Annotated in this window: 11 protein-coding genes; 8 read left to right on the forward strand and 3 right to left on the reverse strand. The window is 68.2% G+C overall.

Annotation, left to right across the window (positions count from 1 at the left end; all coding sequences use genetic code 11):
• Nucleotides 1-75: 75 nt before the first annotated feature.
• The gene (locus tag BLV94_RS34270; RefSeq protein ID WP_072948112.1) at nt 76-4,602 is read left to right on the forward strand and encodes a non-ribosomal peptide synthetase; all 4,527 of its coding nucleotides are present in this window, start codon (nt 76-78) and stop codon (nt 4,600-4,602) included.
• Between the two features lie 29 nt (nt 4,603-4,631).
• Nucleotides 4,632-5,414 carry an RsiV family protein gene (locus BLV94_RS34275; protein ID WP_074933890.1) on the forward strand — a complete coding sequence of 261 codons (783 nt, stop codon included), beginning with the start codon at nt 4,632-4,634 and terminating at the stop codon, nt 5,412-5,414.
• A 21-nt stretch (nt 5,415-5,435) separates the two neighbouring features.
• On the opposite strand, the gene BLV94_RS34280 is transcribed toward BLV94_RS34275, so the two are convergent.
• Nucleotides 5,436-6,647, reverse strand: coding sequence for an IS110 family RNA-guided transposase (locus BLV94_RS34280; RefSeq protein WP_072951815.1), 1,212 nt, complete (start codon nt 6,645-6,647; stop codon nt 5,436-5,438).
• Between the two features lie 419 nt (nt 6,648-7,066).
• On the opposite strand from BLV94_RS34280, the gene BLV94_RS34285 reads away from it, so the two are divergent.
• Nucleotides 7,067-8,689, forward strand: coding sequence for a flavin-containing monooxygenase (locus BLV94_RS34285; RefSeq protein WP_072946425.1), 1,623 nt, complete (start codon nt 7,067-7,069; stop codon nt 8,687-8,689).
• A gap of 71 nt (nt 8,690-8,760) precedes the next feature.
• On the opposite strand, the gene BLV94_RS34290 is transcribed toward BLV94_RS34285, so the two are convergent.
• Nucleotides 8,761-9,267 carry a hypothetical protein gene (locus BLV94_RS34290; protein ID WP_072946412.1) on the reverse strand — a complete coding sequence of 169 codons (507 nt, stop codon included), beginning with the start codon at nt 9,265-9,267 and terminating at the stop codon, nt 8,761-8,763.
• 227 nt (nt 9,268-9,494) lie between these two features.
• Between BLV94_RS34290 and BLV94_RS34295 the strand changes: the two genes are divergently transcribed.
• The 5 genes from BLV94_RS34295 (at nt 9,495) to BLV94_RS34315 (ending at nt 14,748) form a co-directional block, all read left to right on the forward strand.
• Nucleotides 9,495-10,655: a 3-ketosteroid-9-alpha-monooxygenase, oxygenase component gene (locus BLV94_RS34295; protein ID WP_072946411.1), complete on the forward strand. Its 1,161-nt coding sequence runs from the start codon at nt 9,495-9,497 to the stop codon at nt 10,653-10,655.
• A gap of 28 nt (nt 10,656-10,683) precedes the next feature.
• Nucleotides 10,684-11,865 (forward strand): acyl-CoA dehydrogenase family protein, encoded by a 1,182-nt coding sequence (locus tag BLV94_RS34300; protein ID WP_072946410.1) that lies wholly within the window; start codon nt 10,684-10,686, stop codon nt 11,863-11,865.
• A 37-nt stretch (nt 11,866-11,902) separates the two neighbouring features.
• Nucleotides 11,903-12,808: a biphenyl-2,3-diol 1,2-dioxygenase gene (gene bphC, locus BLV94_RS34305; RefSeq protein ID WP_072946409.1), complete on the forward strand. Its 906-nt coding sequence runs from the start codon at nt 11,903-11,905 to the stop codon at nt 12,806-12,808.
• A gap of 174 nt (nt 12,809-12,982) precedes the next feature.
• Nucleotides 12,983-13,774 carry an IclR family transcriptional regulator gene (locus BLV94_RS34310; protein ID WP_072946408.1) on the forward strand — a complete coding sequence of 264 codons (792 nt, stop codon included), beginning with the start codon at nt 12,983-12,985 and terminating at the stop codon, nt 13,772-13,774.
• 20 nt (nt 13,775-13,794) lie between these two features.
• The gene (locus BLV94_RS34315) at nt 13,795-14,748 is read left to right on the forward strand and encodes an alpha/beta hydrolase (RefSeq protein ID WP_072946407.1); all 954 of its coding nucleotides are present in this window, start codon (nt 13,795-13,797) and stop codon (nt 14,746-14,748) included.
• Here BLV94_RS34315 and BLV94_RS34320 read toward each other — a convergent pair.
• Nucleotides 14,745-15,482: a PadR family transcriptional regulator gene (locus tag BLV94_RS34320; protein ID WP_072946406.1), complete on the reverse strand. Its 738-nt coding sequence runs from the start codon at nt 15,480-15,482 to the stop codon at nt 14,745-14,747. The two genes, BLV94_RS34315 and BLV94_RS34320, sit on opposite strands and share 4 nt — an antisense overlap.
• Between the last annotated feature and the right edge of the window lie 72 nt (nt 15,483-15,554).

A 15,554-nucleotide genomic window follows, 5' to 3' on the forward strand; every position in this document is an offset into this window, starting at 1 on the left:
GTCGCCGATCCGCCATCCGCGACAACTCTGCGCGGTGGGGAGGCGGAGTACGCAGAGCAGAGCCCGAGGGGGGAGTTGAACATGTATTTCGATTCGCAGCAATCCGGTGGCACGGCATGCGCCTGTCCGGAGAGGCCCACGCCCGTCCGGCCGCACGTGGCCGTCCTGGAACGTCTGCTCGCGCAGCCGACGCGTTCGACCGTCGGCGCCTTTCCGCTGACCGCAGCGCAGCGATCCATCTGGTTCGCGCAACAGCTCACGCCGGAGGTCCCGTACGTCATCGCCCACTACGTCGAGCTGGACGGGCAGGTCGAACTGGGTGCTCTCCGCGACGCCACCCGTCGCGCGAACCGCGAATTCGGCTGGGGATCGGTGCGCCTGGTGGACATCGACGGACAGCCGCATCAGGTCGTGGATCCGACCGGCGACGATCGGGTGCCCGTCACCGACCTGCGCGGCGAGGTGGATCCCGTCGAGGCCGCGCACCGCTGGATGCGGAACGACCGGACCGCACGCACCGACATGTACGACGGCCCGCTCCTGGTCTCGCACATTCTGCGGCTGGGCGACGATCACTACTACTGGTATTCCCGCGCCCACCACATCGTGTCGGACGGGTACGCCGCGATGATGCTGATGAGCCGCACGGCCGAACTGTACGTCGCCGCGGTCGAGGGCAGAGAGCCCCCGGATTGCCGGATCGAGGGACCGGAACGTCTCGTGCGGGAAGACGCGACCTACCGTGCTTCCACGCGGTTCGCCCGCGACCGCGACTATTGGCGAGAACAGGGCGGCGGGCCGGCTTCGGTCCTCAGCCTGAGCGGCCGCGCCGCGCGACCGGTTGTCGACGCCCGGACAGCGACCGGGCACACGCCTGCGAGCGGCGGTGTGCGGAATCCGACGGCCGTGACCGTCGCCGCCTTCGCGTCCTATCTCGCCAGGATGACCGGCGCCGACGACGTGGTCCTGTCCCTGCCCGTGTCGGCGCGGACGACGGCCTGCCTCAGGCACGCCGGCGGCTCGGTCTCCAATGTGATCCCGTTGCGGCTGAACGGAATCGGCTCTTCCACCGTGAGCCGCGCGGTCGACACCGCCGAGGCGGCGTTGACGGCGGCACTGCGCCGTCAACGCTACCGCCGCGAGGACATCGGCCGGGACCTCGCCTCGGGAGGGGTCGAACTCCTGCATTTCGGGCCGGTGGTCAACGTCATGATGTTCACCAAGGAGATCACGCTGGGCGCCGTCCACGGGACGGTCCGGGTACTCACCACCGGTCCCGTCGCGGACCTCGCCGTCAACATCTATCCCGGGGCCGAGGGCAGTGCCCCCCGGATCGACTTCGAGGGACACCCGGCACTGTACGACCACGCCGAACTGACCGGACACCACTCGCGTTTCCTCGCGTTCCTCGACCGCTTCACCGCATCGGCCGAGTCGGATGCACCGGTTGCCGATCTCGACGTCTTCTTCGCGGGCGAACGCGCGGAATTCGCTCCCGCGCGGGGTCGTCCGGATACGGACGCCGTCACGCTCGACCGTCTCCTGACGGGAACCGTCGCGAACGACCGGGCGGCGATTGCGATCACCGACCGGGGACGCGCACTGTCCTACGGCGACCTGGACCGACTCGCCACCCGGTTGGCCCGCCTTCTGGCAGTTCGGGGCATCGGACCCGAGGACGTCGTCGCGGTCTCCATCCCACGGTCGATCGAGTCGGTGCTGGCGCTGTGGGCGGTCGCGAAGGCCGGCGCGGCCTATGTCCCGATCGACCCCTCACACCCGAGCGCTCGCATCGCGTACACCCTGGACGATTGCGGCGCGACGGTCGGGCTGACCGTCCGCTCGGAGCGGTCCCGGCTGCCCGGCACCGTCGCATGGCTGACCGCCGATATCGACGACCTCGACAGCCTCTGTGAAGAAACCCTCCCCGATGCGGAACGGACCCGTCCGCTGCTCGTGGATCATCCCGCGTATCTGATCTACACGTCCGGCTCGACCGGAACACCGAAGGGGGTCGTCGTCACCCACCGGGGTCTCGCCAACCTGGCACAGGAGATCCGGGACAAGTACGCGGTGTCCTCGCGTTCTCGTGTCCTGCATTTCGCCTCACCGAGTTTCGACACGGCGCTGGTCGAAGTACTCGCGGCCAGTATCGGCGGCGCGACGCTCGTCGTGACCCCGCCCGGCGTGTTCGGCGGTGACGAGCTGTCGCGACTGTTGCGCGACGAACACGTCACGCACCTCCTGACGACGCCGTCCGCACTGGCCGCGATCGACCCCGGCGCGACGAACGACCTGGAGTTGGTGCTGGTCGGAGGGGAAGCGTGCCCGCAGGAGTTGGTGCGGCGGTGGGCCGGCAGACAGGACATGCGCAACGCGTACGGTCCGACGGAGACGACGTGCAGCGTCACCCTCACCGATCCGATCTCACCGGACGCGCGACTGACGATCGGCTCCCTGATGCGCGGCGTGGACGCGGTGGTTCTGGATCACCGCCTGCGTCCGCTTCCTGTGGGCGCCGTCGGTGAGCTCTACCTCGCCACCTCGGCACTCGCACGGGGCTATCACCGGCGCCACGGTCTGACCGCCGCACGGTTCGTGGCCAACCCGTTCGGCCGCCGAGGATCCCGGATGTTCCGCACCGGGGACGTCGTCCGGTGGACGGCGACCGGGACACTCGAGTTCCTGGACAGGGCGGACGACCAGATCAAGATCCGCGGATTCCGTGTCGAGCTCGGCGAGATCGACGCCACGCTGACCGCGCAACCGGGCGTCACGTTCGCGGCGACGGTGCTGCACCGGACCTCGGCCGGAAACCCGAACCTGGTGTCCTACATCATGGCCGAGCCGGACGCCTCGATCGATCGTGACATGCTGACAGCGCAGCTGGCACGATTCCTGCCCGACTACATGGTTCCGAAATCGATCATGCTTCTGAATTCGATCCCGTTGACACCGACGGGGAAACTCGACCGGGCAGCGCTGCCGCTGCCGGAGTTCGGCTCGGACTCGGTGCCTCATCGTGACCCCGAGACGCCGGCCGAGCGTCGGGTCGCGCGAGTGTTCGCCCAGGTTCTCGGTGTGGACGCAGTAGGCGCCGACGATTCGTTCTTCGACCTCAGCGGCGACTCGCTGTCGGCGATCAGGGTGGTCGCGCGGATCAACGCCGAGCTCGGCACAAGCATGGGTGTGCGCGACCTCTTCGACGCACCGACGGTCGCTGCACTGGCAGTGACGGTCGCGGAGGCCTGCGCACACTCGCCGGCCATCCGCCCGCAGCGCGGACCGAAGCTGGGTGCCACACCGCTGCCCGCCCTCGTGCCGCTGTCCCCGTCACAAGTCTTCATCGACCGCACCGTCGTGGAACCCGCTCTCCACAACATCCCCTTCACCGTGCGCGTGCGCGGCGAATTCGACGTCGATGCCCTGCGCTCGGCGATGGCGGACGTCCTCGGCAGGCACCGGTCACTGAGGACCGTGTTCCCCGACTCGCCGTCGGGGCCGTACCAGTACGTGCTCGACGTGGCCGACGCGATGCCCGACCTCAGGCCGGTGGTGATCGGCGCGGCGGAAGCGGAAGCCCGGACGTCGAACCTGCTGTCCGCCGGATTCGACGTGCGGCGGGACCCGCCGCTGCGCGCCCGGCTGTTCCGGCTCGGCGACCGAGACCACCTGCTGGCGTGCGTCGTCCACCACATCGCCGCGGACGGCTGGTCGCTCGCGCCGCTGGCACGGGATCTCGCGGACGCCTACGGTGCCCGGTCTGCGGGCGGGGCGCCCGGCTGGGAGCCGCCGACCGCGACGTACGCGGACTACACCGTGTGGCGGCGGGCGCTGCTGGGCGACGAGGACGACCCGGCGAGTGTCGCGTCGAAGCAGATCGCCCACTGGGCGAAGGAACTGTCGGGGCTGCGCGGGGAGCTTGCGCTGCCCACCGATCGCCCCCGGCCGGAGCGGTGGACCTACCGGGCGGGGCGGCTTCCGTTCTCGCTCGACGAGCATGCGCATCGAGGCCTGCTGGCCACCGCGCACGAGCATCATGCCAGCCTGTTCACGGCGCTCAGGGCGGCAGTGGCGATCCTGCTCGCCCGCCTCAGCGGAGATCCCGACATCGCGATCGGCACTCCGATCGCGGGTCGGGGAGACCCGGCGCTCGACGACGTGGTGGGCATGTTCGTCAACACGCTGGTTCTGCGTACCCGGGTCGACCCGAGCATGACGCTGTGCGACATCGTCGAAGGATCCCGCGGCGTGGAGCTTCGCGCTCTGGCGAATGCCGATGTGCAGTTCGAACGACTCGTGCAGGTACTCGACCCGCCCCGGTCGCCCTCCCTGCACCCGCTGTTCCAGGTTGCGCTGTCGCTGAACAACTTCGCTCCCGCCGCCCTGAACGTGTCCGGGCTCGACTTCGAGGTCACTCCGCGTCCGCTCGACATCGCCAAGTGCGATCTGCACTTCCACTTCACCGAACGTCACGACGTCGACGGGAGGCCCGCCGGAATCGACGCCGAACTGGTGTATTCCGCCGACCTCTACGATGCATCCACCGCACAGGGTTTCGTCGAACTGCTGCACACCGTCGTCGACCCGATCGGTAGGTGACCGGGCATCGGACGTGGTAGAGATGCCTGATGAGAGGCTTCCGGAGATCGATTCTGGTGTCATTGCTCGGTGGCGCGGTGCTCCTCGCGCCCGCCGCCTGCTCCGACCCGTCGGGCACGGCGGTGAGCGAGCCGTCGACCGTGTCCGACGCGGGTCCGTCCATGACCGACCCGGCGACCGGTCCGGCGACACCCGCGGGGGTGCCCTACACGGAGTCCGAACTGCAGGTCACCGGTTCCACCGGACGCGTCCGCTACGACGTGCTCATCCCGCAGATCGAGGGCGGCGACCCGGCGGTCACCGCCGAGTTCAACGAATCGATGCGCGCCGCGCTCCAGGACCAGATCGACGGCTGGGACACCGACGCGTTCACGCTGAGCAGCCAGGAACACAGCGTGGCGCACATCGGTGAGCACGTGATCAGCGGGCTGCTCGTGACGTCCTGGAACGCCGATCCGCCCGGGGCGCATCCCACGCCGATCGTCGCGACGGTGGTGGTGAATGCCGATACGGCCGCACCGATCACGCTCGGCGACCTCTTCCCAGACCTGCCTGCCGGGCTGCAGGCGCTGTCGGACAGTTCCGCGCGCCTCCTCCCCGAGACGGTCGCCGGACCGGACTTCGAGCGATCGGGCATCGAGCCGACCGAGGCGAACTTCGCCAACTGGCTGGCCACCCCGGCGGGCATGGAGATCCACTTCAACGACTACCAGGTGGGGCCGCACGCCATCGGGCTCGTCACCGTCACCGTGCCGTGGGAGGACCTGGCGGACGTGATCGACCCCGAACTGGCTCCCGTCGTGTCGAGTTAGACATCCCAGGGCCGTAGGACGTCAAGCCGCCCGGATGGTGCGGTGATCCCAGGCGATGTGTTCGTCGTAGTGGGTGTGGTGGCGGAGGCAGCCGTGGAGGAGGCCGACGAGGCGGTTGCCGAGGGCGCGGAGCGCTTGGTGGTGCAGGTCGCCGGCGTCGCGTCGCTGGTCGTAGAACTCCCGGGCACCGGGACTGGACGATAAAGCGCAGAACGCCCACTGGTCGATAGCGTCGTAGAGACGCCGGTTGCGGACGTGGCGGGCGAGTACCGCACGTTTCTTGCCGGACGCGATCGTCAGCGGGGAGGTGCCGGCGTAGTTTCTGCGAGACTTGCTGGTGGTGTAGCGGTCGGGGTCGTCCCCGAACTCACCGAGCACCCGGGCGCCGAGCACAACACCAAGTCCTGGCAGGGAACGGTAGATGTCGGCGTCCGGGTGTGACTCAAAATGGTCGGCCAGTGTGGACTCAAGTTCGATGATCTGCCGGTTCAACTCGACGATGAGACCGACCGCCGCGCGGGTGGTGGCGGCGAACGCGGCGACGACCGGCGCCGGCGCGGCGAGCTGCTCGACCCGCAACCCGGCCCGGATTTCGCGGGCCCGGGTATCGAGATTTCGTTGCCGACCAGCCCTTTTGAGCGCGGATCGGATCGCCGGCAGGGTCAGGTGCGCGGCCTCGGCGGGAGTCGGGGCGCGACCGAGTACGGCGAGGGTGTCGCGGTCGTGCAGGTCGTCGAACACCTCCAGCGCGGCCGGGTAGTACTCGCGCAGCGCCGAGCGCAGCGCGTTGGTTTGCCGGGTCCGGGCCCAGATCAGGTTCTGGTGTCCGCGGGCGAGGACCTTGATCGCCTCCACGTCCGGGCTGTCGCCGGCGATCGGGCGATGATTGTGCCGGTCCGTGCGTACCAGGTCCGCGAGCAGTTTGGCGTCACCGGCGTCGGACTTCGCGCCCGAGACGTGGTGACGGTCGCGGTAGCGGGCGACCGCGAGGGGGTTGACCGGGTACACCTGATAGCCGGCGGCGGTCAGCGCCTGTACCCACAGACCGCGGTCGGTTTCGATGCCGATCACGACCTGACCCGGCTCGTCGGCGTGGCCGGCTATCAGTTCGTGCAATGTGCGGATGCCGGCGAGTCCTTCCGGCAGCCGACGCGACGACAGTCGCCTGCCCGTGTCGTCCATCAAATGGACATCGTGATGTTGTTCGGCCCAGTCGTCTCCGACGAAGATCATCGATCGCCTCCTTTGGTCTCCTATTCTTGATGAAACCTGTTCGAGCCCAGAGGCACCCGGCATCGACCTAATGGATCAGTGCTCATACGGCACGACATCCCATCAGCGCTATAGGCGACCTCACCGACCGGCCGGGGCACAATCTAACTCTAGGAGTCAACCTCACTCCAGGCGAGAGCAGTGCTCACCGGCCGGCGGCTCAGTGATCAGCTTGTCGTGGACGGGCAGTCACCTGTCGAAGGCTCGCCGATCGACTCCCATTAGGCGCTGCCCGACCGCTCACCGGGAACGAACCTGTAGCTGCCCGGGTGCTCCGACCTACCGTCCCAGACAGGCCTTGCTGCCGGAATGTGTCTGTCGAATGGGAGAGGAGCGCGCCCGTGAGTGCACGCACCGAAGTTGATGCTCGGGCGAATCGGATCGGCGACGTGGACGCGGTCGTCGTCGGCGCGGGATTCGCGGGTCTGTACGCCGTCCACAAACTGCGGAGCCTGGGTCTGACGGTCCAGGGTGTCGAGGCCGCGGACGGAGTCGGCGGAACGTGGTTCTGGAACCGCTACCCCGGCGCCCGGTGCGACGTGGAAAGCGTCGACTACTCGTACTCGTTCTCGCGGGAACTCGAGCAGGAGTGGGACTGGAGCGAGAAGTACGCCACCCAGCCCGAGATCCTGGCGTATATCGATCACGTCGCCGACCGGTTCGATCTCCGCGACCGTTTCCTGTTCGGCACCCGCGTGACGTCCGCGGAACTGGACGAGGACACGCTGCGGTGGGAGGTGCGCACCGACCGCGGTGACGTCCTGTCCGCCCGGTACTGCATCTTCGCGACCGGTGCCTTGTCCACCGCGAACATGCCGAACATCCCGGGACGCGAATCCTTCACCGGCGACACGCATCACACCGGCCACTGGCCGCACGAGGGGGTCGACTTCACCGGCCGCCGGGTCGGGATCATCGGCACCGGTTCCTCGGGAATCCAGTCGATTCCCGTCATCGCCGAGCAGGCGGATCACCTGTACGTGTTCCAGCGCAGCGCCAATTACAGCGTCCCCGCGGGCAACGAGATGTGGGACGACGAGATGCGGCGCGCGATCAAGGCGGGATACGACGAGCGCAGGCGGCTGTCGCGGGAGAGCGGGGGCGGGTCGCCGTACAACGCGCACCCGAAGTCGGCGTTGGAGGTGTCCGAGGAGGAACGCCGCGACGCCTACGAGACGCGATGGAAGCTCGGCGGGGTGCTGTTCGCGAAAACCTTTCCGGACCAGACGAAGACCGAGGCCGCGAACGCGACCGCGCGGGAGTTCGCGGAGAACAAGATCCGCCGCCTCGTCGACGACCCCGCGGTCGCGGACAAGCTGATCCCGAACGATCACCCCATCGGGACCAAGCGGATCGTCACCGACACCCACTATTTCGAAACGTACAACCGGCCGAACGTCACCCTGGTGGATCTGAAGGCGGCGCCGATCGAGTCGATCACCCCGTCGGGGATCACCACCGCCGACGCCGACTACGGCCTCGACACGCTGGTGTTCGCCACCGGATTCGACGCCATGACCGGAGCCCTCGACCGCATGCGGATCGTCGGCCGGGACGGCGTCTCCCTCGCCGAGTACTGGAGTGAGGGACCGAAAACCTATCTGGGTGTAGGTGTTCCGGGGTTCCCGAACCTGTTCGTCGTGACCGGGCCGGGCAGCCCATCGGTGCTGGCAAACATGGTGCTCGGCGCCGAGCAGCACGTCGACTGGATCGCGGACTGCATCGAGCACCTGTGGGAGAAGGACTACGACGCGGTCGAGGCATCGGTCCCGGCCACCGAGCAGTGGGTGGAGCACTGCCGCGAGCTTGCCGCGCAAACCCTGTTCCCGCTGGCGAACTCCTGGTACATGGGCGCCAACATTCCGGGCAAACCCCGCGTGTTCATGCCGTACATCGGGGGCTTCGGCGCGTATGGGCGGATCTGCGCGGACGTCGCGGAGGAGGGGTTCCGCGGGTTCGAGTTCAGCCGGTCCCGGACGCGGCTGGCAGACCCGGTGGGGTAGTTGCCCAGATATTGGTCAGCCGCACAGGCAATTGCCTGTGCGGCTGACCAATTCGTGGGAAAATGAGCAGCTCAGTCGGGCAGCGCGTACGTGGCCCAGGCCCGGGCGAGCACGTCGCCGTCGAGCGTGCAGGTGACGGTGACGTCGGTCATGCGCACGCCGTCCTGGACGTACGTCTGCTGCAGCGAGGACGTGAAGTCCGCATCGGACGGCACGGCCCGCCGGATGCGGGTGCGGAACCTGCGGAGCGTTCCGGGGAACTGCTCGGCGCAGTGGCGCTCGAGCAGATCTGCCGACCGGTCGTCCGGTGTCGCGGCGCCGGTGAAGCTGTTCGTCCAGAACTCGAAGACCAACTGCTCGTCGCGGTTGTGGAAGCGGACCAGCAGGTCGTGGTCGCCCACCCTGCGGACCTGTGCCGTCAGCGCGTCGTCCGGCGTCCGGCGCGGTCGCAGGAGGAGGAAGTCCTGCTCGACGGCCGCCCCCGGCTGGGGTGCGACGATCACCCCGCTCGGGACGGCGTCGGCGCACAGCCGGCGAATCTCTGCTGTGTGCGGCTGCGAAGAGATGAGTGCGGCCATCGGTCCTCCCAATTTCCGGGTATGTGATCCGCACGGTAGTCGCCGCGGCGGGGAAACGGGGGGTGTGGGTCCCTGTGATCGGGACGCGGAAGTTCTGCCGCGATGCGTGGATACGAAAGCCTCTCGCTGAGTGGGAGAGTCGGGTACCGGAACGGACCGCGTGCGCCGACTATGAGCTACACCACACCCCGAGGGTGTTCTTGACGTACAGCGAGGCGGAGGTAGACATGGCGCGCAACAGTGCCGTTGACGGCGACGAAGTCCGGATGATCGAAGTGGGATCGGCACCAACGCGTTTCGCGCGCGGGTGGCATTGCCTGGGTCTGGCGAAGACCTTCAGGGACGGCGCCCCGCATCAGATCGATGCGTTCGGCACGTCGCTGGTGGTGTTCGAGACGTCGGACGGCACCCTGAGCGTGCTCGACGCCTACTGCCGCCACATGGGTGGCAACCTGGCGCACGGCACCGTGAAGGGCGACTCCATCGCCTGCCCGTTCCACGACTGGCGCTGGGGCGGCAACGGCAAGTGCACGGGAATCCCGTATGCGCGGCGCGTCCCGCCGCTGGCGCGGACCCGGGCCTGGACGACCATCGAGCGCAACGGCCAGCTCTACGTCTGGAACGACCCGCAGGGCAACCCGCCGCCCGCCGACGTGACGATTCCCGAGATCGAGGGATTCGGTTCTTCGGAATGGACCGACTGGACCTGGAATTCGCTGCTCGTCGAGGGTTCGCACTGCCGCGAGATCGTCGACAACGTGGTCGACATGGCGCACTTCTACTACGTCCACTTCTCGTTCCCGCGCTACTTCAAGAACGTGTTCGAGGGGCACGTGGCCACCCAGTACATGCAGTCGACGCCCCGCCACGACATCTCAGTGGGCACCAGCTACGACGACCCCAACTCGACGCTGCGCTCGGACGCGTCGTACTTCGGCCCGTCCTACATGATCGACAAGCTGTGGAGCGAGGCGAACGGCATGATGATCGAGACGGTGCTGATCAACTGCCACTACCCGGTCAGCGCCGATTCATTCGTCCTGCAGTGGGGCGCCATGGTGAAGAAGCCCGAGGGGCTGTCGGACGAGGTGGCGAACGGCATGGCGGCCCAGTTCGCGGAGGGCGTGGAGCTCGGGTTCAAGCAGGACGTCGACATCTGGCTGAACAAGTCGCGCATCGACAACCCGCTGCTGTCGGAGGAGGACGGGCCGGTGTACCAGCTGCGCCGCTGGTACCAGCAGTTCTACGTCGACGTCGAGGACATCACCGAAGACATGACCAAGCGCTTCGAATTCGAGATCGACACCACCAGGGCAGTGCAGAGCTGGGAGGCGGAGGTTGCCGACAACCTCGCCAACGGCGTCGTGCCGCTCGACACCAACGCCTGAGCCGGCTCAGAGAAGAAGGACACGACAGATGACCCACGAGGTTCTCGACAACATCATGGCGATCGCGGACCAGCTCCGTGATCAGGCGCCCGAGGCCGAGCGGATCGGCAGGCTGCCCGACGACACGGCGAAGAAGCTCCGCGAGGCCGGACCGATCAAGCTGCTTCAGCCCGGCAAGTACGGCGGCCACGAGGCTCACCCGCGCGAGTTCGCGGAGACGGTGATGGCCGCGGCCTCCCTCGATCCGGCAACGGGATGGGTGTGCGGCATCGTCGGAGTGCACCCCTGGCAGCTGGCATTCGCCGACCCGAAGGTGCAGGACGAGGTGTGGGCGGCCGACAACGACACCTGGATGGCCTCGCCGTACGCGCCGACCGGGATCGCGACCCCAGTCGACGGCGGCTACCTCTTCAGCGGCCGCTGGCAGTTCTCCTCGGGCACCGATCACTGCGACTGGATCTTCCTCGGCGCCATGCTCGGCGACAAGGACGGCGCCATGGCGCTGCCGCCGAAGATGCTGCACATGATCCTGCCGCGCAGCGACTACGAGATCGTCGAGGACTCGTGGAACGTCGTCGGGCTCAAGGGCACCGGGTCCAAGGACATCATCGTCCGGAACGCCTTCGTCCCCGACTACCGGGTGATGGACGCCGACGAGGTCATGAACGGCACCGCGGTGCAGAAGTTCGGGCGCACCGAGACGCTGTACAACATGCCGTGGTCGACGATGTTCCCGCTCGGAATCTCCTCCGCCGTGGTGGGAATCGCCGAGGGCGCCCTGGCCGCCCACCTCGACTACCAGCGCGACCGCGTCGGCGCGCAGGGCACCGCGATCAAGGACGACCCCTACGTCCTGTTCGCCGTCGGTGAGGCCGCGGCCGACATCAACGCCGCCCGCCAGGAACTGCTCGCCAACGTCGACAGGATCTGGGACCTCGTCGAGTCGGGCAAGGAGGTCACGTTCGAGGACCGCGCCGCCGGACGCCGCACTCAGGTGCGGGCCGCGTGGCGGGCGGTCACCGCCGTCGACCAGATCTTCGCCCGCTCCGGCGGCAACGCGCTGCGCATGGACAAGCCCCTGCAGCGGTACTGGCGGGACGCGCACGCCGGCCTCGCGCACGCGATCCACGTGCCGAGCACCGTGTACCACGCATCGGCGCTCAGTTCCCTCGGCCTCGACCCGGCCGACAACCTCAAGTCGATGATCTGACCGCCGTCCGAACACGAAAACACCAGAAGGACAACACATGACAGACATCAAGGGCCTGGGCTACGTCAAGATCCAGACCAACGACCTGGAGCGGTGGCGCACGTTCGCGTTCGACGTCCTCGGATTCGCCGAGGGGTCGGGCCCGGACGAGGATGCCCTGTACCTGCGCATGGACGAGCGCGCTGCCCGCATCGTGATCGTGCCGGGCGAGACGGACGAGGTGGTCACCATCGGGTGGGAGGTCCGCGATCACGCCGGCCTGGTCCGCGTCCAGGAGGCGGTCGAGGGCGCGGGGATCGCCGTCAAGCCGCTGTCGGTGGAAGAGGCCGACGCGCGCCGCGTCGAGGAGGTCGTCACGTTCCAGGATCCGACGGGCGCGACGATCGAGATCTTCCACGGCGCCGTCCTCGACCACAGCCCGGTGGTCACCCCGTTCGGCGCGAAGTTCGTGACGGGGGCGCAGGGCCTCGGCCACGTCGTGCTGCCGGTGATGGATTTCAGCGGGGCGTTCGACTTCTACACCGAGGTGCTCGGCTTCCTGCCGCGCGGCGCGTTCCGCATCCCGGCGCCGCCGGAGTTCGGTCCGATGCGGGTGCGCTTCATGGGCGTCAACGAGCGGCACCACAGCCTGGCCCTGTGCCCCGCGCCGCACGGCGGGGCACCGGGTCTGGTGCACATCATGGTGGAGGTCGACACGCTCGACGCCGTCGGGCAGGCTCTCGACCGCGTCGTCAAGGACGGGTTCTCCGTCTCCTCGACGCTCGGCCGCCACACCAACGACAAGATGGTGTCGTTCTACGTGCGTGCTCCCGGCGGCTGGGACATCGAGTTCGGCACCGACGGCATGAAGGTGGACGAGACGTACTACTCCGCGGAGGAGATCACCGCCGACAGCTACTGGGGCCACGACTGGTCGGGAAGCGAGCCGCTGGCGGCCATGTAAACGGGGTGTCCGGGCCCGGTGTGCGTATCCACTCGATGCGTGCACCGGGCCTTTGGGCTGTTCGGGGTCGTTCAGCCAGCCGCTATTGCAAATAGGTATATGCCTATTTATAGTAAGTGTCGCCAGTCACACAGCGCGGCGCCGCACCGAGCAGCGCCGTTACGGAGGTCCCCCATGACGACGACACTCAGCCCCACACCCACCGCCGGCCTCGATCGCGCCGCCCTTCTCCTCGACGCCTTCGACGGCCCGGGCAGGCTCACGCTCGCGCAGATCGTGCGCCGCACGGGGCTCCCGCGATCCTCCGCGCACCGGATGCTCGAACGACTCGTCCAGCTGCGATGGCTCCGCCGGGAGGGCCGGGACTACGAACTCGGCATGCGGCTGTTCGAACTCGGGTCGCTGGCCGTGCACCAGGACCGTCTGCACCGGGCCGCGCTGCCGTTCCTGCACGAACTGCACCGGCTCACCGGGCACGCCGTGCACCTCGCGGTGCTCGAGGGAATCGACGTCGTCTACCTGGAGAAGATCGCCGGACGGTTCGGCGTCGGGCTGCCGTCCCGCGTCGGCGGCCGCCAGCCCGCGCACTGCACGAGCGTCGGCAAGGTGCTGCTGGCCCATTCGCCCGAGTCGGTGGTCGACCGTGTCGTCGAGGCCGGTCTGCCCCGCAGCACACGATTCAGCATCGACTCACCTGCCGCGTTCCGCGCCGAGTTGCAGAAGACCCGCGAACGCGGGGCGGCCTACGACCGGGAAGAGGATCTCGTGGGCGTCAGCTGCGTCGCCGTGCCGGTGGGCACCGAGGACAACGTGGTGGCGGCCATCTCCGTGTGCGGTCCGAGCAGTCAGATCAAGCTCGATCACCGTCTGACCGCACCGATTCGCATGTCCGCCAAGGGCGCCTGGCGCAACTACATGTCGACCGCGACACCGGGCGCCGGACGCGCCGACCGATACTCCGCCTGAGGCGGGACGAAGGAGCACGAATGCCGCTCGACGAGCAGGCCGAGACCATCCTGCGGGGACTGAACGAGAACTTTCCCCGGGTGGAAACCATGACGGGCGCCCAGGCGCGGGCGGAGACGAAGGCGGGACGTAAGGCCGTCGCCGACCCCGAACCGGTCGGTGAGGTGCGCGACCGGGAGATCCCCGGCGGTGCCGGATCGATTGCGGTACGGATCTATTCGCCCGCGGGGAACTCCGCGGGACCCCTTCCTGTCGTCGTCTTCTTCCACGGCGGCGGGTTCGTGATCTGCGACCTCGACAGTCACGACGGCTTCTGCCGCGCCATGTGCAACGGGATCGGCGCCGTCGTCGTCTCCGTCGACTACCGCCTGGCCCCGGAATCGCAATGGCCCGCCGCGGCGGACGACGCCTACGCTGCGACGCGCTGGGTCGCGCAGCACGCCCACGAGTTCGGCGCCGATCCGGACCGTCTGCTCGTCGCCGGCGACAGCAGCGGCGGCAACCTCGCGGCCGTCGCCGCGCTGATGGCCCGAGACCGGCAGGGCCCTGCCGTCGCCGGACAGCTCCTGATCTACCCCGTCATCGAACCGGCCTTCGACACCGAGTCCTACGACGAGTTCGCGGAGGATCACTTCCTCACCCGCGCTGCGATGCAATGGTATTGGGATCAGTACCTGCCGACGCACCGCGAGGCCGTACCCGCCTACGCCGCCCCGGTCCGGGCCGAGGACCTCGGCGGGCTCCCACCCGCAATCGTGATCACCGCCGAACGCGATCCGCTGCGGTACGAGGGGGAGAAGTACGCCGCGGCGCTCGCCGACGCCGGTGTTCCGGTACAGCTCGAGCGGGTCCGGGGAATGTTCCACGGATTCCTGACGATCGACGCGATGACCGCGGCGCAGACCGAACGCCGGGCGCTGTGGCCCCGGCTCCGGAATCTGGTGGCCGAACGCGTGCGCACCCCGTCCGACTAGTTCTCCGTCTCGGCCTCGTCGCCGGAGTCCCGCGCCGCCTTCATGGCGGCCTGGTACTCCTGCTGCGCCTCGCGGGAGCGCCGGATCGACGGTGATGCGGTGGGTTTCGGCACACCGGGATGTTCCGGCGTCCCTTCTCCGTGCATCCGCTCGACGGCCTCGTCGATGTCGGCGAGCATCTGCTTCGCGAGTTCGCTCTCGGCGGCGTAGTAGCGCTCGGACCACTTGTTGACCATGTGTGCGAATGCCCACGTGGGTTCGACATCGGAATCGCGGGCGTCGAGTGCGGCCTGCCTGCTCATCCCCTCCACATACGAGATGTGCTCCTTCAGGGCATCTTTGAGCTGCTCCGGCTCGGTGAGATGGCCGAGCCACATGCGCAGCATCACGCCGTGCTTGAGGACGGGCGGATCGATCGGCGCCTCCCGCGCCCAGCTGCGCATGACGGCCATGCCCGCGTCCGTGATCTTGTACAGGCGCTTGGGTTTCACCCGCGCCTCGTCGTCCACGACTGTCCGCGACGTCACGTATCCCACGTCTTCCAGCTTCTTCAGCTCCGAGTACACCTGACTGAACGACGGGCTCCAGTAGAAGAAGCGAACGCTGTACGAGGCCCACTTCTTGAGGTCGTAGCCGGACAGTTCCTCGCCGAACGACAGGATGCCGAGCACCGGCCAGCTCGTGGATCGGAGGCCGGCGAACCCGGAGCTCTGGGTGGGGTCGGACGAAGGCATTTCCCGAGCCTATCAACCGTGCGCCGCCGGTCGGACACGTGAAACCCTGCCGCTGGGCGGGACGGGGCATTT

This window comes from Rhodococcus koreensis, from assembly GCF_900105905.1.
Classification (GTDB): Bacteria; Actinomycetota; Actinomycetes; order Mycobacteriales; family Mycobacteriaceae; genus Rhodococcus_F; species Rhodococcus_F koreensis.

What these genes read in the sequence shown, in the direction of transcription:
- BLV94_RS34275 (WP_074933890.1), top strand. Translation starts at nt 4,632, where the DNA reads ATGAGAGGCTTCCGGAGATCGATTCTGGTGTCATTGCTCGGTGGCGCG.
- BLV94_RS34280 (WP_072951815.1), bottom strand. Translation starts at nt 6,647, where the DNA reads ATGATCTTCGTCGGAGACGACTGGGCCGAACAACATCACGATGTCCAT.
- BLV94_RS34290 (WP_072946412.1), bottom strand. Translation starts at nt 9,267, where the DNA reads ATGGCCGCACTCATCTCTTCGCAGCCGCACACAGCAGAGATTCGCCGG.
- BLV94_RS34295 (WP_072946411.1), top strand. Translation starts at nt 9,495, where the DNA reads ATGGCGCGCAACAGTGCCGTTGACGGCGACGAAGTCCGGATGATCGAA.
- BLV94_RS34300 (WP_072946410.1), top strand. Translation starts at nt 10,684, where the DNA reads ATGACCCACGAGGTTCTCGACAACATCATGGCGATCGCGGACCAGCTC.
- bphC (WP_072946409.1), top strand. Translation starts at nt 11,903, where the DNA reads ATGACAGACATCAAGGGCCTGGGCTACGTCAAGATCCAGACCAACGAC.
- BLV94_RS34310 (WP_072946408.1), top strand. Translation starts at nt 12,983, where the DNA reads ATGACGACGACACTCAGCCCCACACCCACCGCCGGCCTCGATCGCGCC.
- BLV94_RS34315 (WP_072946407.1), top strand. Translation starts at nt 13,795, where the DNA reads ATGCCGCTCGACGAGCAGGCCGAGACCATCCTGCGGGGACTGAACGAG.
- BLV94_RS34320 (WP_072946406.1), bottom strand. Translation starts at nt 15,482, where the DNA reads ATGCCTTCGTCCGACCCCACCCAGAGCTCCGGGTTCGCCGGCCTCCGA.